We start from the raw sequence: 24,760 nt of genomic DNA, 5'->3' as shown, positions 1-24,760 counted from the left end.
CAATGGCATGGACTGCTATTTGTTTATTTCTGTATCATTGATTTTATTGGTTCAAAAGAATGGCGATGAATAGGGCAGGGTCCAAATTGTTGTATCGCCTCCAAATGCTTTTGCGTCAAATATCCTTTATGTTCAGAGAATCCATATTGCGGATATTGTTTGTCGTACTTATTCATTAATCGATCTCGTGTGACCTTTGCAACAATAGAAGCGGCTGCTATAGATGCGCTTTTTGCATCACCCTTTATAATAGAACGGTGTGAAACAGTTAAAGCCGGAAGCGGCATTGCATCAACCAATACAGACTGTGCCTGTATTTTCAATGCACCTACGGCCTCATACATTCCCTGTTGTGTCGCATGATAAATATCAAGGGCATCAATATCTTCTTCTGATTTAGCGATACAAGATACAGCCACTGCTTCTTTCATAATTATATCATATAAAATTTCCCTTTTTTTAGGTGCTACTTTTTTACTGTCATTCAAACCCGGACATTCCCAAAACGGCGGTAAAATAACAGCGGCAACCATAACCGGACCGGCAACAGGACCACGCCCCGCTTCATCAACACCCGCTATATGATAGATACCTTGGTTATAGTAAAATGTTTCAAAAGAAAACATAGCCTCCAATCGTTCCCGTTCTTGTTCTTCACGCAGTTTTCGTTTTAAAAATGCAGTTCTTAATTTATAGACGGAATGCCGGGAATCCGCCTCCATCGCCTCCAATAATGACGGAATATGTGTTTCCTCATTTTCCAACATTTTTCTTATATCTTTTACACTTACTTTTGAAATATCCATTATAGTTTACCTTTTATAGCAAAGTCTTCTACACGATCCAATGAAATCTCTCCTATTTTTCCTTCTCGATATTCTTTTAAAATAAGTTTATACGTTTTTTCCAAATCTATCATGTTTCCAGCTACAATACACCCTCGTTTTCTGCCGATGTATTCGATTGTTTCCTGCGGTGTTCCCGACAACCGATCTATTTTATACCGGTCACAAAGTTTCTGCGGGTAATGTACACGTAATTCGCCGATTAACTTTGTCACTACATCCTGCATATCAAAAACCGTATCCGAAATAGCACCGGTAGCAGCTAATCGGTATGCACATATTTGATTTTCCAATTTAGGCCATAGTACTCCCGGCGTATCCAATAAATCAAGCTGATTGGCAATACGCACCCATTGTTTTCCTTTGGTTTCTCCCGGCTTATCGGCTGTTCTGGCTACGCTGCTGCGGGATAACTTATTAATCAACGTTGATTTACCCACATTAGGAATACCCAAGATCATCGTCCGGACACTTCGTGTCTTAAGTCCCCTTTTTTGCCAATGTTCCAGTTTCGGAGCTGCCAGCTTTCTAACTTCTGCTACCAAAGGCTTTACCCCTTTTCCCCCTTTACTGTCCAGTGCAATAACAATACGTCCCTGCTGTTTATAATAAACTATCCATTTTTTAAGCACTGCCTCATCTGCAAGATCTGCTTTATTGAGTACTAAGACCGACGGCTTTTCCCCTATCATTCTCGAAATCATCGGATTAGAACTGCTTATAGGTATACGTGCATCCAGCAATTCAATGACTACATCCATCATCTTTATATTTTCTTCAATCAGCCGTCTGGCTTTTGCCATGTGGCCGGGATACCAATTAATAATCATAAATTCCTCTCTATTCGCCGTAATGTTTCTGTTATTTCTATTCTTGCTTCACAAATGCTGCCGAAACATAACAACTGCAAAAAAAGCTGTCTGACTTTACATGCCAAATCAGCTGACGACATAAATATATAAACAACAAGGAAGGCATATGGAACTCCTTTTCATGAAATTCTATATGCCTTGCTTATTTTAATTATATTGTTTTATTGAAATTTTTACAATATCTTATATTATATGTATCTTCTTATCCTTTACGGGATTCATTCAATTCCTGAATATGGGCAATGACTTCATCGACAGATTTGGCGCCTATATCTCCTTTGCTGCGATCACGAAGAGACAAGGTGTTGCCTTCGACTTCTTTATCCCCAATAATACCCATATACGGGACTTTTTCCATTTGTGCTTTACGAATCTTGTACCCTATTTTTTCATTGCTTTCATCTACTTCAACACGAATGCCAAGTTTTTTGAATTTTTTACGCAAAGCCAACGCATGGGGCAAATGCTTATCTGTAATAGGAAGCAATTTAATTTGAACCGGAGCCAGCCAAACAGGAAACGCTCCCGCATAATTTTCAATAAGAATGCCAAGGAAACGTTCCACACTGCCGAAGCAAGTACGGTGAATCATAACAGGACGATGTTTTTGTCCATCTTCTCCGATATAAGTCATATCAAAACGTTCCGGCATCAGCATATCTAGCTGAATAGTACCACACTGCCAAGTACGGCCAATGGAATCTTTAACATGAAAATCAAGTTTGGGTCCGTAGAAAGCGCCGTCGCCTTCATTAATAACATACGGCACACCTTTTTCTTCGACAACTTCGCGCAGCGTATTCGTCGCCAATTCCCAAATTTCATCAGATCCCATGGAGTCGTCAGGACGTGTAGACAATTCCACATGATATTCCAAACCAAAGATTCCATAGGCTTTAGCAAAAAGATCCATGACACCCTTTAATTCTTCCTTCATCTGACTCGGCAGCATAAAAATATGTGCATCATCTTGCGTAAAGCAGCGAACACGGAAGAGTCCATGAAGTGCTCCATGTAATTCATGCCGGTGTACGAGTCCCAATTCGGCCATTCGCATCGGGAAATCACGATAACTGTGAATTTTACTCTTATAAACAAGAATGCCGCCAGGACAATTCATCGGTTTAATGGCATATGGTTCATTGTCAATAGTAGTAAAATACATATTATCACGATAATGATCCCAATGACCGGATTGTTCCCACAACTGTCGATTTAAAATCATAGGAGTACTGATTTCATCATATTCTGCTTCTTCATGAAGTTCATACCAAAGTTTTAAAAGATTCTTCCGAAGAACCATTCCTTTGGGATGAAAGAAAGGAAATCCAGGTCCTTCTTCGTGAAAACTGAATAAATCCAATTCCTTGCCAAGTTTACGATGATCACGTTTTTCTGCTTCTTCAAGCATGTGGAGATATTCATCTAAGTCTTCTTGCTTCAAAAAGGCAGTACCATAGATACGCTGCAGCATTTTATTATGTTCATCACCGCGCCAATAAGCACCTGCCACGGTTTGAAGCTTAAAAGCTTTTACTTGGCCCGTAGCCGCAACATGAGGACCTGCGCAAAGATCAACATATTCTCCCTGACGGTAAAGAGAAATTTGAGCATCTTCCGGTAAATCTTGAATAAGTTCGACTTTGTACTCTTCCTTCATATCAGTAAACAGGTTAATCGCATCGGTACGAGAAACAAGTTCTTTTGTAAGTGGAAGGTTTTCTTTAACAATTTTACGCATTTCTTCTTCAATAGAAACAAAATCATCTTGTGTAAAACGATGTTCTGTATCAAAATCATAATAAAAACCGTTTTCAATAGACGGACCAATGGCTAACTTCACATCTTTAAAAAGTCTTTTAACGGCCTGCGCCATAATATGGGACGCAGTGTGCCGAAGAGTATCTTTCCCCTCTTGATCCGCAAAGGTTAAAAATTCAACGTGAGAACCATCAACGATAGTTTCTCTTAAATCCGTTACCTGATCATTAACTTTAGCAACTAACACTTTTTTTTCCAAACTGTTACTGATTTCATGTACAGCTTGCTGTAAAGAAATACCATCAGCAAAGGACTTTTTGCTTCCGTCTTTCAAAATTAATTCAGCCATATAAAACATCCTCCTTTTTTGTACAAAAAAACTCTCATCCTCAAGGGACGAGAGTTTACTCACGTGGTTCCACCCTAGTTCATAAGCAATATGCTCATGTACTCAAGCGTTATAACGGTACGACCGTGAAGGAATACTACATATTCTTCCCACAAGCTCCAAGGCGGTAACAAAACTAGTTTTATAGAGTACTCACACCATTCATACTCCTCTCTGAATAAAACATACGGCCTGTCATGTCCTTATCTAAGCTGTTTACATATATAACTATATTCTATGTATGACGTAATTATACGACTGTACGAATATAAAGTCAAGAAACTTTATATTCGTGTTACTATATCTTTTACTGACAGTATTCCTATCGTGATACAATACCAATCACACACATATGGATATGCCGATCTTACTAACCCATGTTATCATGGAAAACAAAATTAAAAGGCTGCCGCATAACAGCAGCAGCCTTTTATATGATCAAAAATCAACCTTTAAGTTTTTTGATCGCTTCTGTGATCTTAGGAACTACTTCAAACGCATCTCCTACGATACCATAGTCGCAAACCTGGAAGATAGGAGCATCCGGATCTTTGTTGATCGCGATGATGCAGTCCGATCCTGTCATACCCGCTAAATGCTGGATTGCCCCGGATATCCCGCAAGCCACATAAATCTTCGGGCCTACAGTCTTTCCGGTCTGTCCTACCTGATGCAGTGCATCTATCCAGCCGGCATCTACCGCAGCACGGGAAGCTCCTACGGCTCCTCCCAGCAAGGTCGCCAGTTCCTTCAGCATTCCTTCGAACGGTTCCGAGCCGTTCATTCCTCGGCCGCCGGATATGATAACGTCGGCTTCTTCTATCTTGACGCCGCCGCCGCCCATTTTAATCAGTTCTACGAACTTCGTCATGAAGTCGCCATCACTCAGTTCCGCCTTCATGTTGATGATTTCGCCCGTCGCGGATGCGTCGGCTGCCGGTTTCTTAAATACATTCGGTCGAACCGTACCCATCTGCGGCCGATTTTCACGGCATACGATTTCTGCCATGATATTCCCGCCCAGTGCCGGACGCGTCCATACGATCGTCTTTCCGTCGTCATCCACATCCAGTCCCGTGCAGTCTGCTGTCAGACCGGTCTTTAATACATTGGCTACGCGCGGTCCTAAATCCCGTCCGATATTCGTCGCCCCTACCAGAAATACGTTCGGTTTTACTTCTTCAAAGAAGTGCTGCAATACCTTCGCATACGCCGTCGTATTGTATTGTTCCAGTCTCGGGTCGTCATACACATATACCTTATGCGCTCCGTGGGCAATCAATTCCTGAGCCAGCGGGGTTACCCCGCTGCCGATCAAGACGGCCCCTACTTCGTCTCCGATTTTGTCGGCCAATATCCTGCCCTGGCCTAACAATTCCAACGATACATTGCGCAGTTTGCCTTCAAATTGTTCAGCGATGACATACACGCCTTTGTAATTAGCCAAATCCATCTTCACGTTTCCTCCTTAGAATTAAATTATCTTCTGTTCTGCTAATTTTTCCATCAACGTAGCAACAGATACAGCAACATCTTCATTGTTCAAAATAAGACCCTGCGTTCTCTGAGGCGGAGTGAAGATTTTGCGGACATTCGTCGGCGAGCCGCTCAAGCCGATCCGGCTTTCGTCTACTTTGATATCCTCTGCCGACAAGGTTGGTATTTCCCGGCGTTTCGCCTTCATGGTTCCGCGAATGGTCGGGAACCGCGGTTCATTTAATTCTTTTACAGCCGTAATGAGAACGGGGAACGATGCTTCCGTAACGATATACCCTTCTTCATTCTGCTGTTTTACCGTTACTTTTTCTCCTTCTACTGCGATATGAGCTGCGTAAGTGATCTGTGGAATACCGAGTTCCGCTGCTATCTGCGGACCGACCTGAGCTGTATCTCCATCAATAGCCTGCTTGCCGCAGAGAATTATGTCGAAATGGTCCAGCCCCTGTAGTTCCGCTACTTTTCTAACTGCCTGTGCCAGGCAGTAGCCGGTTGCCAGGGTATCCGAACCGCCGACTTTTCTGTCTGTCAGCAAATACGCTTCATCGGCTCCCATGGCCAGTCCTTCACGAAGTACTTCCACAGCCTGCGGCGGCCCCATAGAGAGCAGCGTTACCTTAGCTCCCTGTTCATCCTTTAACTGCAGCGCTGCTTCCAACGCATTCTGGTCAAATGGATTAAAGATGTTAGGCACACCCGCACGAATGACGGTATGTTTCACTGGATCGATTTTTACTTCTGCCGTGTCTGGTACTTGTTTTACACATACCAATATTTCCATATTACGCTAACCTCCTAAAAATGTTTTCTTGTCTCCACAGCTTGATTACGCAACAATCAAACCTGCTTTGTCATGCCAATTACCGCAATAACGCACCCGAAGTAACCATGCGCTGTACTTCGTTCGTGCCTTCATATATCTGTGTAATCTTTGCATCACGCAGATGACGGGCAACGGGATATTCTTCGCTGTAGCCGTAGCCGCCGAAAATCTGCACGGCGTCAACCGCAACTTCCATAGCTACATCCGAAGCATAGCATTTTGCCATCGCAGCATCCACGGAATACGGTTTCTTTTCCTGTTTCTTCATCGCTGCTTTGTATACCAGGTTTCTCGCGGCTTCGATCTTCATTGCCATATCTGCCAGTTTGAAGGAAATAGCTTGGAATTTGCAGATCGGTTTGCCGAACTGTACACGTTGTTTGGAATATTCAACAGCGTCTTTCAAAGCGGCTTCCGCGATTCCCAATGCCTGTGCGGCTACCCCGATACGGCCGCCGTCCAAGGTCTGCATAGCAATCTTAAAGCCTTTCCCTTCCTGACCGAGCATATTTTCAGCAGGAACTTTTACATTTTGGAATACGAGTTCCATCGTCTGAGACGTGTGGATCCCGAGTTTGTCTTCTTTCTTGCCAAAGGTAAAGCCTTCCATCCCTTTTTCCAGAATGAATGCCGTAATACCATGGTTGCCCTGGCTCTTATCCGTCATAGCGAATACAATATAGATATCAGCTGCGCCTGCGTTGGTGATAAAGATTTTGGAACCATTCAAAATATAATGGTCGCCTTCTTTTACTGCAACGGTCTGCTGGCCGGAAGCATCGGTGCCGGCATTCGGTTCTGTTAAGCCGAACGCACCCAGTTTCGAGCCTTCACAAAGCGGAGTTAAGAATTTTTTCTTCTGTTCTTCTGTCCCGTATTCAAAAATCGGATTTGCACACAAGGATACGGTTCCGGACAACGTAATGCTGACGCCTGCATCATATTTGGCCAGTTCTTCTACCGTCATGATGTAGCTCAATACATCGGCACCAGCTCCGCCGTATTCTTCTGGGAAATATGTGCCGCCCAAACCCATTTCGAGCATTTCTTTGATGATTGCTTCATCAAAAATACCTTGATGGTCACGTTCGGTAATAGTCGGGGCTAATCTTTTTTCACCAAAGTCTTTAGCCAATTTTACAAACATTTGTTGATCTTCCGTCATGTTAAAATCCATGATTCTTCCACTCTCCTTTAGAATGTTTTTACTATTTAGTTTAAACTAAAAAGCATTGTAAAAAGATATAGTTATTGCCGCTGTTAACTAACTTTTGCAGGTGTTTTCGAAAGCCTGTAGCAGCTATGATAACCACAATTAGACAACGATACATGCACACGGCATATACACGATTGTTCTAATCTCCCACATCTGAATTGTACAACTTTTCACAAATTAAATCAATAGAAAAAGCAACACTTGAGTCAATATTATTATTTTTTTTTCTCATAGCTAACCCATTAAAATTTATTATCATATGTAATCTTTTTTGTTCCTTGAAACATACTTTTTCATCTGGCTTATCCAAAACATTCTACGAACTTTATCTGCATAAAATAATAGAAATGCTAGTATTATAGCTACTTCTTAGAAATTATATTGTGCAATAAGTAACACAATATAACAAACAACAATACTTTTTTTATTATAAAAAAACAATATAACAAATAATTTATTTATGACTAAATAGCATAGTAGAAATACTATAGCATTTCTATGCGGCGATATTGGCTAATAAAATTTTTAACGATATGCGCTGTAATTCCCCAAATTGTTTTATTCTCATATTGATACATGTAAATATCATACGAAGAGCGTTTACGCCACTGCCAAGATAATTGCTTGGCAATGACATCCGGAAATCCAGATGCCGGTCTTGTGGCAATTTCCATGCAGAAACGTTCCGGATCGTGGGCGAGAAACCATTGTACAGGCACAATAAAAATTTCCTCTACTTCCTGCTTGCTTATAGTAATACAGCCGGCTTCTATTATCCCAACAAAAGGCCATACGGTTACCCCGACGGGAGACTCGACATAATCCAGTCTCCCGAGCATCTGAATTTGATTTTTTGATGTCCCTAATTCTTCCATTGTCTCCCGGACTGCCGTATGTTCAAAAGAAATATCTGTATTTTCTCTGCCGCCTCCAGGAAAACAAATATCGCCCGGCTGCCAGCTAAGCTTGCTGCTGCGAACTTCAAACAAAACACCAAGATTCCCCTTATTTTCAATAAGCGGAACTAACACTGCACATTGTTTATTACGCAGCACAGGTGACTGTTTTACCTTTATATTGCTCCATTTTTCAGTATTCATTCCTATGTTCTCCTTTACCTCTATATCTATTTATGATAGCAAATGAATGTAAAAAAAGATACTCATTTTTACATGAGTATCTTTTTTTACTTATTTTACAACGATATTAATAATTTTTTGCGGAATAACAATATATTTAATAATCGTCCTGCCATCTATACATTCTTTTACACGAGGCATTGCTAACACTTTTTCTCTCATTTCTTCACTCGTAACATCGACAGGTATTGTAATACGTTCGCGAACTTTACCATTAATTTGTATAGGTATTTGAATTTCATCGACAACCAAAGCCGAAGCATCCACTTCCGGCCAGGCTGCTTCATGAACACTCCCTTCAAATCCTGCATCATGCCATAATTCTTCTGTGATATGCGGCGTAAACGGAGCCAGAAGCAATAACAGATTTTTATTTACCTCCAGAGCTAAATCCTTCCGGATTGTCTGATGCTTACCTGCATATGCATACATCGCATTGACCATTTCCATAATAGAACTAATCGCTGTATTAAAGTTATATTTACCAGTAACGCCTTCTGTAACCTTTCCAATAGAGGTATGTTCTACAAAACGAAGTTCTTTTTCATCTTCTGTATACTCTTGAGCGGTAGGAGTTCCTTGTTTCATTAATTCCATGTATTGTCCAAAAATGCGCCATACACGATTTAGAAAACGGAAAGACCCTTCCACTCCTTGATCAGACCATTCCAAATCACGTTCCGGCGGTGCGGCAAACAAGATAAACAATCGTGCCGTATCCGCTCCGTATTTTTGTACAATTTCTTCCGGAGACACAACATTTCCTTTGGATTTTGACATTTTACTGCCATCCATCAGGACCATTCCTTGTGTTAATAGGCGGGTAAATGGTTCATCGTCTTCCACCAACCCGGCATCGTACAACACTTTCATAAAGAAGCGGGAATAGAGCAAATGCAGGATAGCATGTTCAATGCCGCCAATATATTGATCAACGGCCATCCAATGATTGGCTTTTTTCGAATCGAAGGCAGCTTGATTATTTTTTGCATCCGTATATCGTAAATAATACCATGAAGAATCAAAAAATGTATCCATAGTATCCGTTTCGCGCCGGGCCGGACCCCCGCATTTCGGACAAGTGCAATGAACAAAATGTTCGCTTGTTGCCAACGGGGACACAGCTCCCGCCGTAAATTTAACATCCGTAGGCAGCGTAATCGGCAACTGGTCTTCAGGAACAAGCTGTTCTCCGCAGGTATCACAATAAATAACCGGAATGGGTGTTCCCCAGTACCGTTGACGGGAAATAAGCCAATCTCGCAGTTTATAATTTACTGTGCCATGGCCCAATTTATGTTCCACCAGCCATTTCGTAATAGCTTTACGTCCTTCTTCATCAGTCAACCCGTTAAAAGCACCGGAATGAACCAAAATCCCAGGATCATGGTATGCTGTTTCCATTGTATCCAAATCTAATGTTTCTTCTCTATTCTGAACTACCAGCCGAATCGGCAAATGATATTTTTTAGCAAACTCCCAGTCACGTTCATCATGGCCCGGAACGCCCATAACTGCGCCTGTACCATAATCAATCAAAACGTAATTGGCAATCCAAATAGGTACTTTTTCATTATTAACAGGATTTACAGCATACGAACCAGTAAACATGCCTTCTTTTTCGACATCGTCCGAAGTACGGTCCATATCATTCATATTTTTCATACGTGTGATAAAATTCCGAAGTTCTGTTTCATTTTTCTTGCCTTTAATCAATTCCACCACATACGGATGTTCTGGAGCCAATACAATATATGTTACACCAAAAATAGTATCTACCCGTGTAGAGAACATTGATATTTTTTTGTCTATTTCTGGAATAATAAAATCAAATTCAGCCCCTTCGCTGCGTCCAATCCAATTTTTTTGCATCGTCTTTACACGTTCCGGCCAGCCATCCAGCTTATTCAAATCCTGCAGCAGACGATCCGCATAATCCGTGATTTTTATGAACCATTGTTTCAGGTCTTTTTTTACAACATCGGAATCACAGCGCCAGCACTTACCATCGATAACTTGTTCATTTGCCAAAACAGTATTACAGTTTTCACACCAGTTTACCTTCGCTTTTTTTCTGTATACAAGGCCTTTTTTATAAAACAATTCAAAAAGCCATTGATTCCATTTATAATAATCCTCTTTACAAGTTGTTGCTTCCCGGTCCCAATCATAGGAAAGTCCTAATGCTTGCTGCTGGCGTTTCATATTGGATATGTTATCCAGTGTCCACACCGCCGGCGGAATATTGTTTTTGATAGCAGCATTTTCCGCAGGCATCCCGAACGAATCCCATCCCATTGGATGCAAAACATTGAACCCCGTCATCCGTTTATATCTGGCAATAACATCCCCAATAGAATAATTGCGTACATGCCCCATGTGAAGGTTTCCCGATGGATACGGAAACATTTCCAAGACATAATACGGCGGTTTTCCATTATCATCCGGACAACAGTCCACCTTTTCATCCAGCCATTTTTTTTGCCATTTTTTTTCAATTTCCTGTGGGATATACTTTTCCATCATTAACACATGCCTCCTATACATACAAATCAAACCTATACATGGTATCTATCACAAAAAGAAAAGCCCCTAACAATGCCTGCAATGCATCGTTAGGGGCGTATGATCGCTGTACCACCCTAATTGGCTCTCATTACGACGAAATATATTCCGTCTTACGGTTAACGCCCATCAAACGCTTATACTTACTGTTTTTCAGTATAAGAAGCTCCCGGGTGAGTAAATAAACTTCCGGTGTACCGGATTTCCACCATCGCCGGCTCTCTGAAACGCTGTTGTTTATCATTCCCAATCATTGCTTACCTTATAGATGTTACATATTCTACTACGCTATCACTTTTTTGTAAAGTATAAAAGCATGAAATATTTTCATTTTCCAATTTATAGGGGAAAGCCCTGCCAAAAATCTTTCGTTTCAAACCCTTTGCGCCAAAAAGCGGCTCCTGCCAGATGATAGGAAGATAACAGCAAATATTTATATTGCAAAGACTTTTCATCTTCAAACCATATTTTAATTTGCCCTTCCGCAATCGGCAATTCCATATAATATAATTTCAAATTTTCATCCCAGCGTATATCTTTTTTAAAACGGACAAACAGCTTTTGGCTGTCCGACATCGTCAACGTTCTGACATCAAGGGAACGCGGAAAAGAAACACGGACCTGTGCCGGTCGCTGCGACCAAGTCTTCATATCGGAAGGAAGTGTTCCTGGATCATTGGTTTCGTACCAGGTGCGCATATATAAAGGCATACCGAGAATCAGTTTATTCGGCGGAACGACAGTTATTATTTTTCTTACACTGGCTTCGACCCATGGGTACGATGCATTAGGTCCGGCAACGGTACTGGCTCTGCCGAATTGATCATAGGCCATCAGTACTACATAATCCAGTTGTTTAGCCAAGGAAGCTCGGTCATAAACCTGAGACCAATTGGGATTATCGGAGATAGCCGTCACGTCCATAGAAATAGTAAGTCCGTAGGCATGTCCCGCTTGAACAATATCACGGACAAAAGCGGTCAAACGGTCACGATCTTCATAGTTTATATTCTCAAAATCAAGATTATAACCATTCAGGTTATATAGCAACGCATATCCTATGAGTTGTTTTATTACTCGTTTCTTCAGATTGTCGTCCATAAGCAATTGATGTGTAAATTGAGGATCAAAATGATTATCCACCAACGGCCATACATCATATTCTTTATCACGATATGCCGCAACCAGTGTATCTAAATCCGGATTGCGCAGTTCTATCCCTGATGTTGTAAGTCTGAATGCCGTGGGAGAAATAACACGTTGTTTGGCGTTTATTTCAGGAATATTGTCTTTTTCTTTCATTATAGGATCCCATAGAATGGCAATATCCAATTTTCCCTTTTTATTAATTATTGCTGTTGATTCCTGATTTTTCAATTCCGGAATTACCGTGACAGGTGTCAATGGCGGCTGCAATTCTTTTCCTTTTGGCTGCAAAACATAACTAATACCTAAAGGGCGGCGAATATGCTGAATACTTACGGTGTAATCTTTCTTTCCTTTACTGCCCGGAAAGAGAAGTTCTACATTTGGATTCTGCCACAACGTATCGGGTATATTCTGTTTTGGCTTAGGCAGGCGCACGAGAAAATATCCCGGTTTTCCTGAAATCTCCTGAATACCATATTGTGACAGGGAATCACCTGATACAAGCCACCGTCCTTGTTCTTCCACAATTTTTAATTTTTGAATATCGATAGATTGAATCGGATTATTGACAGTGGGTACATTAAAGACAGGATCTGTTTTCTTTGTCTCTTTTACACTAACTGTCTTGGCAAAAATGTTCTGCGGCAGTATTACCGTGCCACTTACTATCAAAAATAAAGGAACCAAAAATATAAGATTTTTTTTAGACTTCCAGTGAATCATTACACATTCTCCTACTATATAAATATTTTCTGTCTGGTAATTTTACATAAATACGGTATAATATATACATTATGTTATTATAACACAAAGGAGGAAACATATGCATCAATATTTGTTTTATATCGGATCTTTTCCTATTCGTTCCTACGGCCTTTTATTCATGCTTGGAATCCTGTCGGCAGGCGTCGTTGCGTATTATATTATGAAACGTGACGGACGCGGCTGGCATGTACATATATTTGATTTTACCATGTACTGCGGTCTTGCAGGTATTATAGGCGGACGTCTATGGGATGTTTTCTTTTTCGACTGGACGTATTATCATAATCATATTGCAGAGATTCCGTATGTCTGGCAGGGCGGCATGGCAATACAGGGAGGTCTCCTGTTCGGAGCCATAGCCGGCATCATATATACCAGATATCATCATATCGATACTTGGGCTTTTGCCGACCTTCTGGCGCCTGCTATTATACTGGGGCAGTCCATCGGCCGCATGGCCAATCTCATGAACGGAGATGCCTTTGGACATCCCACAGGAAAAAGTTTCGGCTTATTATATCCAGACACAACACTTGCATATCATACATATGGAAATCAGCCCTTATGGCCGGCAGAAATCTGGGAAGGACAACTTGATGTTTTAGTCTTTGTAGCCTTGCTTTTCTACAGCAGCTTTCCGCACAAAAAAGGACAGGTTTTTTGTCTTTACATTATGTTGTATGCTGTAGAACGTTTTTTCCTGGAATTTTTACGGGGAGATTACGTAAACCTCATCATAGGTTTAAAATCAGCTCAAATGACCAGTGTAATCGCATTTATCATAGCTACTGCTATATTTGTATATCTTCAGTTTTATGGCAAAACGGATGTAAAAGATAAAGGACAATAAGTGTCTATTTTTAATGATCCGCCGAATAGCTTTGAATACCTATCAAAAAAGAACAGGGATCCGGATTTCATTTTATCCGGATCCCTGTTCTTTTTCTATCTTAAAATCAACACATACACCATTTTCTTGTTATATTCCACATTTATCGTTCATTCCTGTTTGCAATAGCTTCTTTTAATGTATGCCACGCAAGAACTGCACATTTTACCCGAGCAGGCATATTGGAAATATTTTTAAGGGCAATCGCATCTTCCAAATCTTCTAATTTTTCATCGTCCGTAATTTCCCGTTTAATCATATCGAGAAACAAATCAACAAGACGCAACGCTTCATCCACTGTTTTCCCTTTTATAATATCAATCATCATATCGGCCGAAGCTTGGCTGATAGCACATCCATGTCCCGTATACGCAGCATCCTTCACAATGTCGTCTTCGATCTCGGCACGCAGCGTAATATCATCGCCACAACTGGGATTATGCCCTCGTTCTTCCAAATTATATGGATTGAGTTCATGTTTATTGAGTTGGTTTTGGTTATGTTCCAAAATAATATCAGAATACAACTGATTCATGTCTTCCATATCTGCCACTCCTAGTCTTTAAAGCCCATTGTTTTACGAACAAGTTTTAATTTATCAAGAAAATAATCAACTTCTTCAACAGTATTGTAAATGTAAAAACTGATACGATTTGATGCTTCTGCTCCGATATAACTGCCAAAAGGCTGTGCACAATGATGTCCAGAACGAATCGCAATTCCATAGCTGTCAAGGATAGTTGCCGCATCGTGGGGATGAACCCCTTCAATAGTAAAGGAAATAACCCCTGTTTTTTCCTCGGCGTCGGTACTGCCGATAATGTGAACATAGGGAATTTGTTTCAATCCTTGGAGAGCACAAGTTACTAATTCGTGTTCCTGTTTTTCGATGGCATCAAATCCTATCTGTTCCAAATAATCAATTGCGGCATGCAAGGCAACGGCCCCTTCTACATTTTCTGTTCCCGCTTCAAATTTAAATGGCAGTACATTGAAAGTCGTAGTCTGTTCTTGAACGTATTCTATCATATCACCGCCCAAAAGGAAAGGTTCCATATCATTTAATAAATCACGTTTTCCATAAAGCACGCCGGTTCCGGCAGAACCCAGCATTTTATGACCAGAAAAAACATAAAAATCGCAGTCCCATTTCTGGACATCGCTCTTCATATGCGGTGCCGCCTGTGCTCCGTCAAGTACCACTACCGCTCCTGCAGCATGTGCTTTGTTAATAATTTTTTCAATGGGTGTTTTCATACCTAATACGTTGCTGACAGCCGCAAAGGCAACGATTTTTGTTTTACTGTCGATTTTAGCCAAATCAGCTTCCGTAAAATGCCCTGTTTTATCAAGATACATATAGACAAGTTTTGCGCCTGTTACTCTGGCAACACGCTGCCATGTAACTAAATTAGCGTGATGTTCGGAAATCGGAATGACAATTTTGTCTCCTTCATGCAAATGGGTTTCACCATAGCTTCTGGCGATAATATTAAGTGCTTCGGTAGCATTGCGGACAAAAACAATTTCTTCGCTATGTGCTGCATTAATGAATTTTTGTACAGCCATACGCGCATCATCATACAGTTGAGATGCTTCAACACTCAAAATATGTGCCCCACGATGCGGATTGCCATTATGGTGCTCCAATAAATCAACAATGGCATCGATTACTTGTCTAGGCTTTTGTGTCGTAGCCGCATTATCAAAATAAACAATCTGATGTCCGTTATGGACTTTAGTCAATATGGGGAAATCTTTTCGAACATTTAACATGGCAATCACCTTTCTTATGGCAGTACTGCATTTTTTCGCGAACAGCCTGCAACACTTTATTTTCCATATCCGGATCACCCAGTTTATCAATGACCGGTCTAATATTAGACTCAACAATAATCAGCTGTGCACCATTTTCACTAAATCCACGGCTCATCAGATAAAAAAGCTTATCTTGATCAATTTGACCCGCACTGGAAGCATGATTCCCAACAACATCATCTTCTTTGCAAAGAAGAAGCGGAATCGAAATAGAATGTGCTCCCGGACTCAGCAAAAGGCATACATCGGATTCAGAACCAACTGCTTTCTTCCCACCGCGCAGAAAGTCTATAGTACCGCGAAAATATTTTTTCGCACTGCCCATCAGCGAACCCGTTGTAAGAATATCCGTTTCCGTCTGTTCCCCCTGTTGCGGAACCCAATAGGAAAAATCAAATATTTGTTTATCATTTCCCATGTACATAGTATTGCTATGAAATTTTCCGCTTTCTTTTAAAAGATCCGTTTTATAGTAAACAATAGTTTCACGGCTGCCAATTTCCGCACTTACATACTCAACGAAACTTTGTTTTTCTGTTTTTGCATAACGGTGCTCTATATGCCGTACATGCTTACCGTGAAGCTGAATTTTACTAATTTTTACTTTAGCGGCTTCGCCAGCTTCTACGTAATTCAGAAAGTTAACGTTTCCCTGTTCAGCGTCACCTTCAAACGTCAGATATATCGACACATCACTGCCGGGTCCGGCTTTAATTTGGAGCTGAGCAACAATCTGCGGAATTTCTTCACTCAGTGTATAGGTAAGCCAAACAGCCCCCGTTGCACGGGGGGCAATCTCTATACAACACCCCGTCGTACTATGATGCAGCGCCTGTGATAAAGCCTCTGCATTGGCGCCCGCAAAGTCTCCCAGCGGTAAAGTGCTATCTCCATCGTAAAACCGCACTACTACATCACCGGTATGATGTTCCTGAGGCTGCATGTGTACAGCCGGGATTATCTTCTGGGGCGCTAACTCCAAATGATTGACCTTCATCCAGCGGAACGTGGTTCGCGGGAGTTGGTTATATTGTTCTTTTATCATACTAATGCCTCCCTATTTTAATGAACCTTTAAGTTCCAGATTAATAAGATTATTCATTTCTACAGCATACTCCAGCGGTAATGCTTTAGAAACAGGTTCAACAAAACCTCTGACCAACATGGCACGTGCATCCTCTTCACTTAATCCTCGGCTCATCAGATAAAAAATAGCTTCATCGGATATGCGTCCTATTTTAGCTTCATGCCCCAAATCTATGTTATCATTTTTTACAACAATCGCCGGTATCGTATCAGATTGCGAAATTTCGTCCAGCATCAGTGATTCACAACTGACATTGGCCTTTGCTCCTTCTGCTTTTTCATTGATAACAACGCTGCCTCGATAAATACAGACACCGCCGCTTTTAGATATAGATTTCGAATTAATATTGCTAGTCGTATGAGGTGCATTATGTACTACTTTGGAACCCGTATCAAGATATTGCCCTTTGCCTGCGAACGTAACTCCGGTAAATTCACAGTGGGCCCCTTCTCCTTGTAAAATACTCATAGGATATAAGCAGGATGTATGCGAACCAAAAGAACCAGTCACCCAGTTAATGCGCCCGTTTTTACCTACAATGGCTCGTTTAGTATTTAAGTTATACATGTTTTTAGACCAGTTTTCAATGGTTGAATACGTCAATTCCGCATTATCACCTATAAAAAGTTCTACACATCCAGCATGAAGATTCGCCACATTGTATTTAGGCGCCGAACAGCCTTCAATAAAATGAACTTTGGCTCCGTCTTCAACGATAATCATCGTATGTTCAAATTGCCCTGCTCCAGGAGCATTCAGACGAAAATAACTCTGCAATGGGATAGATACCTGCACTCCTTTGGGTACAAACACATAGGATCCTCCAGACCATACCGCACCATGAAGAGCCGCAAATTTATGATCGGTCGGGGGAACGAGTTTCATAAAATGTGCTTTTACAATGTCTTCATATTTACTAAGAGCCGTATCAAAATCCGTATAAATAACTCCTTGTTTGACTAAGTCTTCTTGAATACTGTGATAGACCACTTCAGAATCATATTGTGCCCCAACTCCAGCTAATGAAGTTTTTTCAGCTTCAGGAATCCCCAGTCTGTCAAACGTATCCTTAATGTCATCAGGAACTTCGTTCCAATTCCCTTTCATCTGTGCATTAGGACGTACATAGGTAACAATATTATCCATATCAAGCCCGCTGATATCCGGCGCCCAATCAGGATAATCCAATTTATAAAAAGTTTCCAAGGATTTCAGCCGAAAACGCAGCATCCATTCCGGTTCATGTTTTTTATCTGATATTTCCTTAACAATTTCCGGAGTCAATCCTGCTTCGGTTTTATAGGAATATGTAAAGTCCTTTTTAAAATTATAGACGTTGCCAAAATTGGACAAGGCATCAATTTTACTTTTTGCATCAGCCATATTAACACCCCCTACTTGGCTTGTTCTTTAAAGGCATCATAGCCATTAGCTTCAATTTCCTGAATAAGTTTGGCATTGCCGGTTTTGACAATACGTCCATTGATGAGGATGTGAACGTAGTCAGGAATCAGTTTTTGCAATATTTCGCTGTGATGTGTAATAACAAGAATAGCATTACTTTCATTATGATACTCAGAAACAGTTTCGGAGACTATCCGGACAGCATCCACATCAAGGCCTGAGTCAATTTCGTCCAACATAGCCAATTTAGGTTCTAACATACACATTTGCAAAATTTCTGTTTTTTTGCGTTCCCCGCCGGAAAATCCATCATTAACATATCGATCTCCGTAGGAACGATCCATCATAAGATTTTCCATCTGTTTATGCATTTTTTTGCGAAACGGCATAATTCGCTGTGGTTCACCGGAAACAGTACTTTTAGCATTGCGGATAAAGTTTTCTACAGAAATCCCCTGAACTGCTATAGGGGATTGAAACGCCATAAAAATACCGGCTTTAGCCCGTTCGTTAACAGGTAAATCGGTTATATCCCTGCCTTCAAAAAATATACGGCCGGCTGTAACTGCATATTGAGGATTTCCCATCACGGCGTTAAACAATGTTGATTTTCCAGCCCCGTTTGTCCCCATAATAACATGTGTTTCTCCTGTATTAATTGTTAAGTCGAGTCCTTTGAGGATTTCTTTGCCTTCAACAGCAACTTTCAGGTCCTCTACTCTCAGTAATTCACTCACTGTAATCACTCCTACTAGTTATTTATTACTACATTTTAAAAATGGACAAAATTGCTATACATTTATCATACATAGATTACTCCAATGCTGTATGAATGTCAACTTTTTTAGTGATGTTTTTATAAAAAAAACTATTTGCTTCAAAAGAAACAAATAGTTTTTAAAAACATCTACCGAACAATAAAATTATACCCGCGTTATTTCTTCCATTGCAAATCTTTCACTGCCGGAATTCCATATGCAGAATCTGCCGATAATACAGCACGGACAACGGCTTTTTCCAAAACATACGCAGCTAAGGTTCCGGTAATATTGATATCTGCTGTCACAGTCCCCACAGATACAGCATACACGGAATCCCCGTCAGCCATTGTATTAACCGGTGAAATAGCACGTACCATGCCATTACCCGCCATAGCGGCAATTTTATTCATCGCCGTCTTATCAAAAGCTGCATTTGTAATAATTGCTGCAATAGTAGTATTCGTTGCATGCGCCTGCGCCCTCTGAGAAAAAAGATTCGGTGTATCTCTATCATCTATCAGAACTTGTTCCGAACAGGCAAACCCGTTTTTATCCTTATTAAGCATTCCTGCCAGAATGCAATTGCGGCTCCGATCCAATACATCCCCCACAGCATTAACAGCAACAACAGCCGCAACTTGAAGTCCTTTGGCTTCTGCCGCATATATGCCAAGCCCAGACTTCATCATGTAGGCAGCGCCCCAGAGCTTTCCAACGGTTGCGCCCGTCCCGGCTCCATGATTTCCCTCCTGTATATTGTTTTGTTCTGCCGCCAGACAAGCGGCATATCCCATTTTTTCATCAGGTCGTATCGTGCTGTCACCACAACCTAAATCAAATATAGAAGACGCACATACAAGAGGTACTTTGCCATATCTTGTTTCAAAACCAACGTCATTCTCTTCAAGATACTTCATGACACCGCCTGCCGCATTAAGGCCAAACGCACTCCCTCCGCATAAAACGATGGCATGTATTTTATCGCAGGATGCAACAGGCTTAAGTAATTCTGTTTCCCGGCTGGCCGGACCGCCGCCCCGGACATCAATACCGCAGGGAGCACCCTCAGGACATATAATAACCGTACACCCAGTTCCGGCTTGGCTATTTTCGCTGTTGCCTATTCGAAAATTTTTCATATCTTGGATTTTTATTTCTTTCATTATGCTATCCCCTTCTGCACAAAGGAGCATATCTTAACATAGATATGCTCCTCGTATTGATTATTTTTGAAAATCCTTATAAAGCATACTCGTCTGAATGCCATGATTATTTTGATACTTGCCAGATTTATAAGTGTCATATTCGCCATCAATATCATGATAATATATTTGACAAATTTCCACATCCGGATATATGCGGATAGGCTGTACACAAAAAATCTCCAGTGTCCAATATCCAGCAAATCCAACATCTCCGAACCCAGCCGTTACGTGAATAAATACTCCCAATCTCCCAACGGAAGAACGCCCTTCCAACATGGGAATATATCCATTTGTCTTTGTATATTCGTTTGTTCTTCCTAAATACAACGTATTAGGCTGCAGCACATAGCCGCTTTTGGGAATAATAATATCAGAAGCGGAATTAGGATGTGCCATATCTAATTCTTGATGATCATAAACCATAAGATGATTATATAAGGACAAGTTATAGCTGTTAGGATTAACTCGTTTAGGATCAAATGGTTCAATAATGATTTTTTCACCTATATGTTTAACAATTTCCCTGCCGGACAATATCATACCCTGTCACCTCGTGATTTAGTCTATCACTTTATTATATACAAAAAACCGATACTTGTCATGGTTTTTCCCTTATTATTTTCAGCATCTCTTCTCCAGGGGCCACTATCTTACTGATAACTATTTTGCAAATATACTCGGTTTTCCCTCTACATCACTGCAAGTCGTATTGCAATCAGGTTCGCTGCATACCCAATAGCGGCCATAGGAACTCGTGCGGCAAATAAAATACCCATTATGACAGCGAGGACATTTATATTTTTTTTCTGCTTCTTGTAAGGGAGCTGTCACTTGTTCTGTATAGCGGCATTGCGGGTACATGGTACAGCCGAAAAAATCACCATATTTACCATGCCGCAACACCATGGCAGCGCCGCATTGCGGACATATTTTTTGATCTTTATTCGTATCATTACTAACAATTTTTACGTCTCTAGCTCTTGCAACAAGTTTTTCTAAAAATGTAATTTGATCCTGCAGAAATGAGGCAAGCTGCTCTTTACCTTCACTCATTTTATATAACCGATCTTCCCAAACAGCAGTTTCATCGGGATATACCATTTCATCAGGTAACGCATCTACAAGCAGATATGCGTTATCTGTCGGTTTTAAATATCTTTTCTTGCCTTCTTCTACTAAGAATTTTCGTTTTATCAATTCATCAATAATAGTAGCCCGTGTTGCTTCTGTGCCGATTCCCTGCACCTCTTTTAGTTTTTTCTTTAAAGAATCATCTTTAACATATTTATAAATTTCCTTCATTGCCGCCAGCAGTGTGGATGGTGTAAAGCGTGGCGGCGGCTTTGTCGTTTTCTTATCCACATGCCCTTCTTTGTAGTCAACAACATCACCTTTTTTTACAACAGGCAATCCATCATCGCTCTCTTCCTCCTCGGCGTCATTCTTATCAGATGTATATAGTTCTTTCCATCCCGATACAGTAATTGCTTTTCCGTGAGCCACAAACGTTTCTGATGCCGCTGCAACGAGTATGCGAGTCTGGTCATATTCATACAACGGATAAAATTGTGCAATGTATGCCTGCGCAATAAGATAATAAATATGCTGCTGCAGTGATGTCAATTTAGAAAAATCACAAAAAACCGTCGTGGGAATAATGGCATGATGCGCCGTGATTTTACTATCGTTCCATGCCCTGCTTTTAATAGAAAGATCAGCCTTTTCAGCCCACTCTGACAATTTTCCAGCATGGTTGCTTTGTAAGTTACGTATAATAGAAGAACGATCTTTCCATTGATTACATGGCAGATATTCACAATCAGAGCGAGGATATGTCGTAAGTTTTCGTTCATAAAGCTGCTGTGCTGCATCCAGTACCTGCTGCGGATCATATCCATAGCGTTTGCCTGCTAAAACCTGCAGTGAGGACAATGATAAGGGAAGGCGCTGCGCTTCCTTCTTTTTTGTTTTTTTTCGTTCTTGAATGACTCCTGATGGGTTATTATGTAACCGATCAATAAGTGCCTGCGCTGCTTTTTCTTCAATAACATGTCCCTCAGAATCCATCCCTGTTTGCGTATCCTTCGGCTGCCACTGCGCAGTAATCCTTCCGTTGGCATGAATAAACACAGCCTTTACAATAAAATACTCGACAGGAACAAAATGATCCAGTTCCCGCTGGCGTCGCACAACCAGTGCCAATGTCGGAGTTTTGACTCTGCCGATAGGAAAAACAACGCGATGGCCCTGCCGTCGTGCGGCCAATGTATATGCCCGTGATAAATTCATCCCAATGAGCCAGTCCGCACGGCTGCGAGCCAGTGCGGATTCTTTCAAGTGGAGAAAATCGGAATTATTCCGCAGATCCGCCAAAGATTCCTTAATGCTCTTTTCATCAAGCGCATTCAAAAGAATCCGTTGTACCGGTTTGGTGTTCCCTACATAATCCAATATTTCATCAATTAAAAGCTGACCTTCTCTATCCGGATCTCCTGCATTAATAATGCTGTCCGCTTGAGTAATCAGATTGCAAATCGTTTGAAATTGTTCTTTACTGTCCGGGCTGACCAGCAGTTTCCATTCTTCCGGCACAATCGGCAAATCTTCCGCTTTCCATGTTTTATACTTTATATCATAATCCTGTGGTTCTGCCTGCTGCAATACATGACCGTAAGCCCAAGTAACAATACCGTCTCCGGTTTCAATAAATCCTTTTTTCTTGTGCTGCGGCGGTGGCAGACATTTGGCTAATTCCCGAGCCATACTCGGTTTCTCTGCAATAAAGATACGCAACGTACGCAACTCCTATTTCTCAATACATAGACTATATTCAACACTCTTGATTCGAATCAACTTTAGCTAATTGTCCGGCAACTTTAATTACCCGGGTAAAAGAAGGCGGTATTTCTTGTTTTGTAAGAGATTGCCCAATAAGGCGGCCTAAAATAACCCCTTTATTACTATACAACCAAGCAAAATAATACACATACATTGTTTCTACATTGCGGGGATTTACATTTTCCAGCATCCTCGGCGGATAATTATGGTAATTAATGTCCAGCTTACGGCAAGCCTTTTTAAGCATATCCGCCGTTGCTTTGCCATGGACCCCGCCCGCGGTATAAATAATATGATCTAAACTCCGTCGCTTGCCCTTATCAATCATCGCTTTTACAAGATCCATTTCAAAACAAATTTCGTCTGTAAAGAAAACATTTTTTTCCGCCTCACGGCTGCCTTTTACATCGGCATCATAAAGTGCAACCGTAGGTATTCTAAAATACTGCAGTAATTTTTTGATTTTAGATATAGAGCTTTCCCCACGCGCATTGATAAGACAAATACCATAATAATCAAAACGCAAGTCCAATGTCGTACCAAAAAGCTGAAAGCATCCATATTCCGTTTCCCCTTCAACAATAATAACGCTGCGCGAGTACAACGCTTCTTTAACTTCCGGGAAATGCATAATCAGATGTTTTTCTATTTCTTCATTGAAGTGAAAATTTACACCGCAGGCAGCCTGAACACAACCACCTTTATTTCTGTAAAAGCGAATGATATTACGATAATCATCAACCAGTGAATCTGTCGAATGTGTAACAATAAACAATTGTCCACGCAGTCCATCTATATTAAACAATGATTTCAGAATGCCGCAAAAAGCCGGATCTTCATTCTGCAACAATTGTTTATAATATGTCAAAATAGATCGCTGCATATAGGGATGCAAATGTATTTCCGGTTCATCTATTGCCACAAATATAGACAAGAATCGTTTTCCCCTGCTGTCTACAATGATCGTATGTTCAAAAGGAACGGCTTTACTATGATACATTACATATATGTGAGATAAAATCTTTAAGGCTACAAGAGATATAAATTTCAAATTATCCGCTCTGGGCCGATCCTGACGGCTTAACAATTTAGACAGCACCAATACGTTCATATAAAAAGAAGTGTCATATTCACTATACCGTTCCTGTTGTTGAATGAATTGAGCCATATCGGGGGAAGGCCTGAATTCCTCGATTTGTCCGCTTTTAAGTATATTATTTTTTAACAAATTATATATTTCGTCAGAAACAAGATAGTCGTCGTTTCGCGTTTCTGAATGATAAATATATCGGATACGTCGAATTAAATCAAGCGGCAGTTGTGAATTATCTGCATCATTGTACAGGCGCGGAAAGATTTCATCTACTCGTTTTTCCATACGCAAGCGCACCTGTGCCGGCACCCCTTCTTTACTATCAGAAAAATGTTCTGATGCATCATCCAACAAACATATTTCAACAATAATCACAATCGGAAGATTTGTATCAGCATAGTCATGTTCTAAAATGCCGAAACCGGAACTTATCAGCGATAACAACCGCAAAAAACTGCTCTTGCCAATATTATTTTCTCCCACGAGATAATTTGCTCTTTCATGAAAGTTCAGTTCTACATCTTTAAATAAACGGTAATTCTGTAAACGCATATACTTTATATACACATTATCACCCACTTTCAATCAGGATTCTTATGTATATATTATTCGACACAAAATAGTAAATTCATTTTTTTTAAATGA

At 40.8% G+C, this 24,760-nt stretch carries 19 protein-coding genes and 1 other annotated feature; of the genes, 1 reads left to right on the top strand and 18 read right to left on the bottom strand.

Features of this window, described 5'->3' with window-relative positions; all coding sequences use genetic code 11:
• Positions 1 to 23: 23 nt before the first annotated feature.
• The 9 genes from NXG62_RS02655 to NXG62_RS02615 form a co-directional block, all read right to left on the bottom strand.
• Entirely contained in the window at positions 24 to 806 is a 783-nt protein-coding gene (locus NXG62_RS02655) for a ribonuclease HII (protein ID WP_427113451.1), read from the bottom strand.
• Positions 806 to 1,675: a ribosome biogenesis GTPase YlqF gene (gene ylqF, locus NXG62_RS02650; RefSeq protein WP_427113450.1), complete on the bottom strand. Its 870-nt coding sequence runs from the start codon at positions 1,673 to 1,675 to the stop codon at positions 806 to 808. The genes NXG62_RS02655 and ylqF overlap by 1 nt, the downstream gene beginning before the upstream one ends.
• 244 nt (positions 1,676 to 1,919) lie before the next feature.
• Positions 1,920 to 3,827, bottom strand: a complete 1,908-nt coding sequence (gene thrS, locus NXG62_RS02645) for a threonine--tRNA ligase (RefSeq protein ID WP_427113449.1) — start codon at positions 3,825 to 3,827, stop codon at positions 1,920 to 1,922.
• Positions 3,828 to 3,867: 40 nt separating this feature from the next.
• Positions 3,868 to 4,085, bottom strand: a binding site (T-box leader).
• A gap of 226 nt (positions 4,086 to 4,311) precedes the next feature.
• Entirely contained in the window at positions 4,312 to 5,319 is a 1,008-nt protein-coding gene (locus NXG62_RS02640; RefSeq protein ID WP_427114218.1) for an electron transfer flavoprotein subunit alpha/FixB family protein, read from the bottom strand.
• Positions 5,320 to 5,340: 21 nt separating this feature from the next.
• On the bottom strand, positions 5,341 to 6,144 hold the full coding sequence (locus tag NXG62_RS02635) for an electron transfer flavoprotein subunit beta/FixA family protein (RefSeq protein WP_427112272.1): 804 nt from the start codon (positions 6,142 to 6,144) through the stop codon (positions 5,341 to 5,343).
• A gap of 79 nt (positions 6,145 to 6,223) precedes the next feature.
• On the bottom strand, positions 6,224 to 7,363 hold the full coding sequence (locus tag NXG62_RS02630; RefSeq protein WP_427113448.1) for an acyl-CoA dehydrogenase: 1,140 nt from the start codon (positions 7,361 to 7,363) through the stop codon (positions 6,224 to 6,226).
• 524 nt (positions 7,364 to 7,887) lie between these two features.
• Positions 7,888 to 8,502 carry an NUDIX hydrolase gene (locus tag NXG62_RS02625; RefSeq protein ID WP_427113447.1) on the bottom strand — a complete coding sequence of 205 codons (615 nt, stop codon included), beginning with the start codon at positions 8,500 to 8,502 and terminating at the stop codon, positions 7,888 to 7,890.
• Positions 8,503 to 8,592: 90 nt separating this feature from the next.
• Entirely contained in the window at positions 8,593 to 11,067 is a 2,475-nt protein-coding gene (leuS, locus tag NXG62_RS02620; protein WP_427113446.1) for a leucine--tRNA ligase, read from the bottom strand.
• Between the two features lie 378 nt (positions 11,068 to 11,445).
• The gene (locus NXG62_RS02615) at positions 11,446 to 12,978 is read right to left on the bottom strand and encodes a glycosyl hydrolase family 18 protein (protein ID WP_427113445.1); all 1,533 of its coding nucleotides are present in this window, start codon (positions 12,976 to 12,978) and stop codon (positions 11,446 to 11,448) included.
• 100 nt (positions 12,979 to 13,078) lie between these two features.
• On the opposite strand from NXG62_RS02615, the gene lgt reads away from it, so the two are divergent.
• On the top strand, positions 13,079 to 13,870 hold the full coding sequence (lgt, locus tag NXG62_RS02610; protein ID WP_427113444.1) for a prolipoprotein diacylglyceryl transferase: 792 nt from the start codon (positions 13,079 to 13,081) through the stop codon (positions 13,868 to 13,870).
• 142 nt (positions 13,871 to 14,012) lie between these two features.
• Here the strand turns inward: lgt and sufU are convergent, their stop codons facing one another.
• The 9 genes from sufU to NXG62_RS02565 all read right to left on the bottom strand — a co-directional run bounded on the left by sufU (position 14,013) and on the right by NXG62_RS02565 (position 24,682).
• Positions 14,013 to 14,453: a Fe-S cluster assembly sulfur transfer protein SufU gene (sufU, locus tag NXG62_RS02605; protein ID WP_427113443.1), complete on the bottom strand. Its 441-nt coding sequence runs from the start codon at positions 14,451 to 14,453 to the stop codon at positions 14,013 to 14,015.
• Between the two features lie 11 nt (positions 14,454 to 14,464).
• Positions 14,465 to 15,685: an aminotransferase class V-fold PLP-dependent enzyme gene (locus NXG62_RS02600; protein ID WP_427113442.1), complete on the bottom strand. Its 1,221-nt coding sequence runs from the start codon at positions 15,683 to 15,685 to the stop codon at positions 14,465 to 14,467.
• On the bottom strand, positions 15,648 to 16,772 hold the full coding sequence (locus tag NXG62_RS02595; protein ID WP_427113441.1) for a SufB/SufD family protein: 1,125 nt from the start codon (positions 16,770 to 16,772) through the stop codon (positions 15,648 to 15,650). Before NXG62_RS02595 ends, NXG62_RS02600 begins: the two co-directional genes overlap by 38 nt.
• Positions 16,773 to 16,784: 12 nt before the next feature.
• Positions 16,785 to 18,197 carry a Fe-S cluster assembly protein SufB gene (gene sufB / locus NXG62_RS02590; RefSeq protein WP_427113440.1) on the bottom strand — a complete coding sequence of 471 codons (1,413 nt, stop codon included), beginning with the start codon at positions 18,195 to 18,197 and terminating at the stop codon, positions 16,785 to 16,787.
• A gap of 11 nt (positions 18,198 to 18,208) precedes the next feature.
• Positions 18,209 to 18,955, bottom strand: coding sequence for a Fe-S cluster assembly ATPase SufC (gene sufC, locus NXG62_RS02585; protein WP_427113439.1), 747 nt, complete (start codon positions 18,953 to 18,955; stop codon positions 18,209 to 18,211).
• Positions 18,956 to 19,152: 197 nt separating this feature from the next.
• Positions 19,153 to 20,142 (bottom strand): P1 family peptidase, encoded by a 990-nt coding sequence (locus NXG62_RS02580; protein WP_427113438.1) that lies wholly within the window; start codon positions 20,140 to 20,142, stop codon positions 19,153 to 19,155.
• A 60-nt stretch (positions 20,143 to 20,202) separates the two neighbouring features.
• Positions 20,203 to 20,724, bottom strand: coding sequence for a dCTP deaminase (dcd, locus tag NXG62_RS02575; RefSeq protein ID WP_322351634.1), 522 nt, complete (start codon positions 20,722 to 20,724; stop codon positions 20,203 to 20,205).
• 120 nt (positions 20,725 to 20,844) lie between these two features.
• On the bottom strand, positions 20,845 to 22,977 hold the full coding sequence (locus tag NXG62_RS02570; protein ID WP_427113437.1) for a DNA topoisomerase 3: 2,133 nt from the start codon (positions 22,975 to 22,977) through the stop codon (positions 20,845 to 20,847).
• A 37-nt stretch (positions 22,978 to 23,014) separates the two neighbouring features.
• Positions 23,015 to 24,682, bottom strand: coding sequence for an ATP-dependent nuclease (locus tag NXG62_RS02565; protein ID WP_427113436.1), 1,668 nt, complete (start codon positions 24,680 to 24,682; stop codon positions 23,015 to 23,017).
• Positions 24,683 to 24,760: the final 78 nt, after the last annotated feature.

Source organism: Megasphaera sueciensis, from assembly GCF_050219315.1.
Taxonomy (GTDB): Bacteria; Bacillota; Negativicutes; order Veillonellales; family Megasphaeraceae; genus Megasphaera_A; species Megasphaera_A sueciensis.
This window is presented reverse-complemented; position numbering and strand designations above follow the sequence as displayed.

What these genes read in the sequence shown, in the direction of transcription:
- NXG62_RS02580 (WP_427113438.1), bottom strand. Translation starts at nt 20,142, where the DNA reads ATGAAAGAAATAAAAATCCAAGATATGAAAAATTTTCGAATAGGCAAC.
- NXG62_RS02625 (WP_427113447.1), bottom strand. Translation starts at nt 8,502, where the DNA reads ATGAATACTGAAAAATGGAGCAATATAAAGGTAAAACAGTCACCTGTG.
- ylqF (WP_427113450.1), bottom strand. Translation starts at nt 1,675, where the DNA reads ATGATTATTAATTGGTATCCCGGCCACATGGCAAAAGCCAGACGGCTG.
- lgt (WP_427113444.1), top strand. Translation starts at nt 13,079, where the DNA reads ATGCATCAATATTTGTTTTATATCGGATCTTTTCCTATTCGTTCCTAC.
- NXG62_RS02595 (WP_427113441.1), bottom strand. Translation starts at nt 16,772, where the DNA reads ATGATAAAAGAACAATATAACCAACTCCCGCGAACCACGTTCCGCTGG.
- NXG62_RS02600 (WP_427113442.1), bottom strand. Translation starts at nt 15,685, where the DNA reads ATGTTAAATGTTCGAAAAGATTTCCCCATATTGACTAAAGTCCATAAC.
- sufB (WP_427113440.1), bottom strand. Translation starts at nt 18,197, where the DNA reads ATGGCTGATGCAAAAAGTAAAATTGATGCCTTGTCCAATTTTGGCAAC.
- thrS (WP_427113449.1), bottom strand. Translation starts at nt 3,827, where the DNA reads ATGGCTGAATTAATTTTGAAAGACGGAAGCAAAAAGTCCTTTGCTGAT.
- sufU (WP_427113443.1), bottom strand. Translation starts at nt 14,453, where the DNA reads ATGGAAGACATGAATCAGTTGTATTCTGATATTATTTTGGAACATAAC.
- dcd (WP_322351634.1), bottom strand. Translation starts at nt 20,724, where the DNA reads ATGATATTGTCCGGCAGGGAAATTGTTAAACATATAGGTGAAAAAATC.
- NXG62_RS02630 (WP_427113448.1), bottom strand. Translation starts at nt 7,363, where the DNA reads ATGGATTTTAACATGACGGAAGATCAACAAATGTTTGTAAAATTGGCT.
- NXG62_RS02635 (WP_427112272.1), bottom strand. Translation starts at nt 6,144, where the DNA reads ATGGAAATATTGGTATGTGTAAAACAAGTACCAGACACGGCAGAAGTA.
- leuS (WP_427113446.1), bottom strand. Translation starts at nt 11,067, where the DNA reads ATGATGGAAAAGTATATCCCACAGGAAATTGAAAAAAAATGGCAAAAA.
- NXG62_RS02615 (WP_427113445.1), bottom strand. Translation starts at nt 12,978, where the DNA reads ATGATTCACTGGAAGTCTAAAAAAAATCTTATATTTTTGGTTCCTTTA.
- NXG62_RS02640 (WP_427114218.1), bottom strand. Translation starts at nt 5,319, where the DNA reads ATGGATTTGGCTAATTACAAAGGCGTGTATGTCATCGCTGAACAATTT.
- NXG62_RS02655 (WP_427113451.1), bottom strand. Translation starts at nt 806, where the DNA reads ATGGATATTTCAAAAGTAAGTGTAAAAGATATAAGAAAAATGTTGGAA.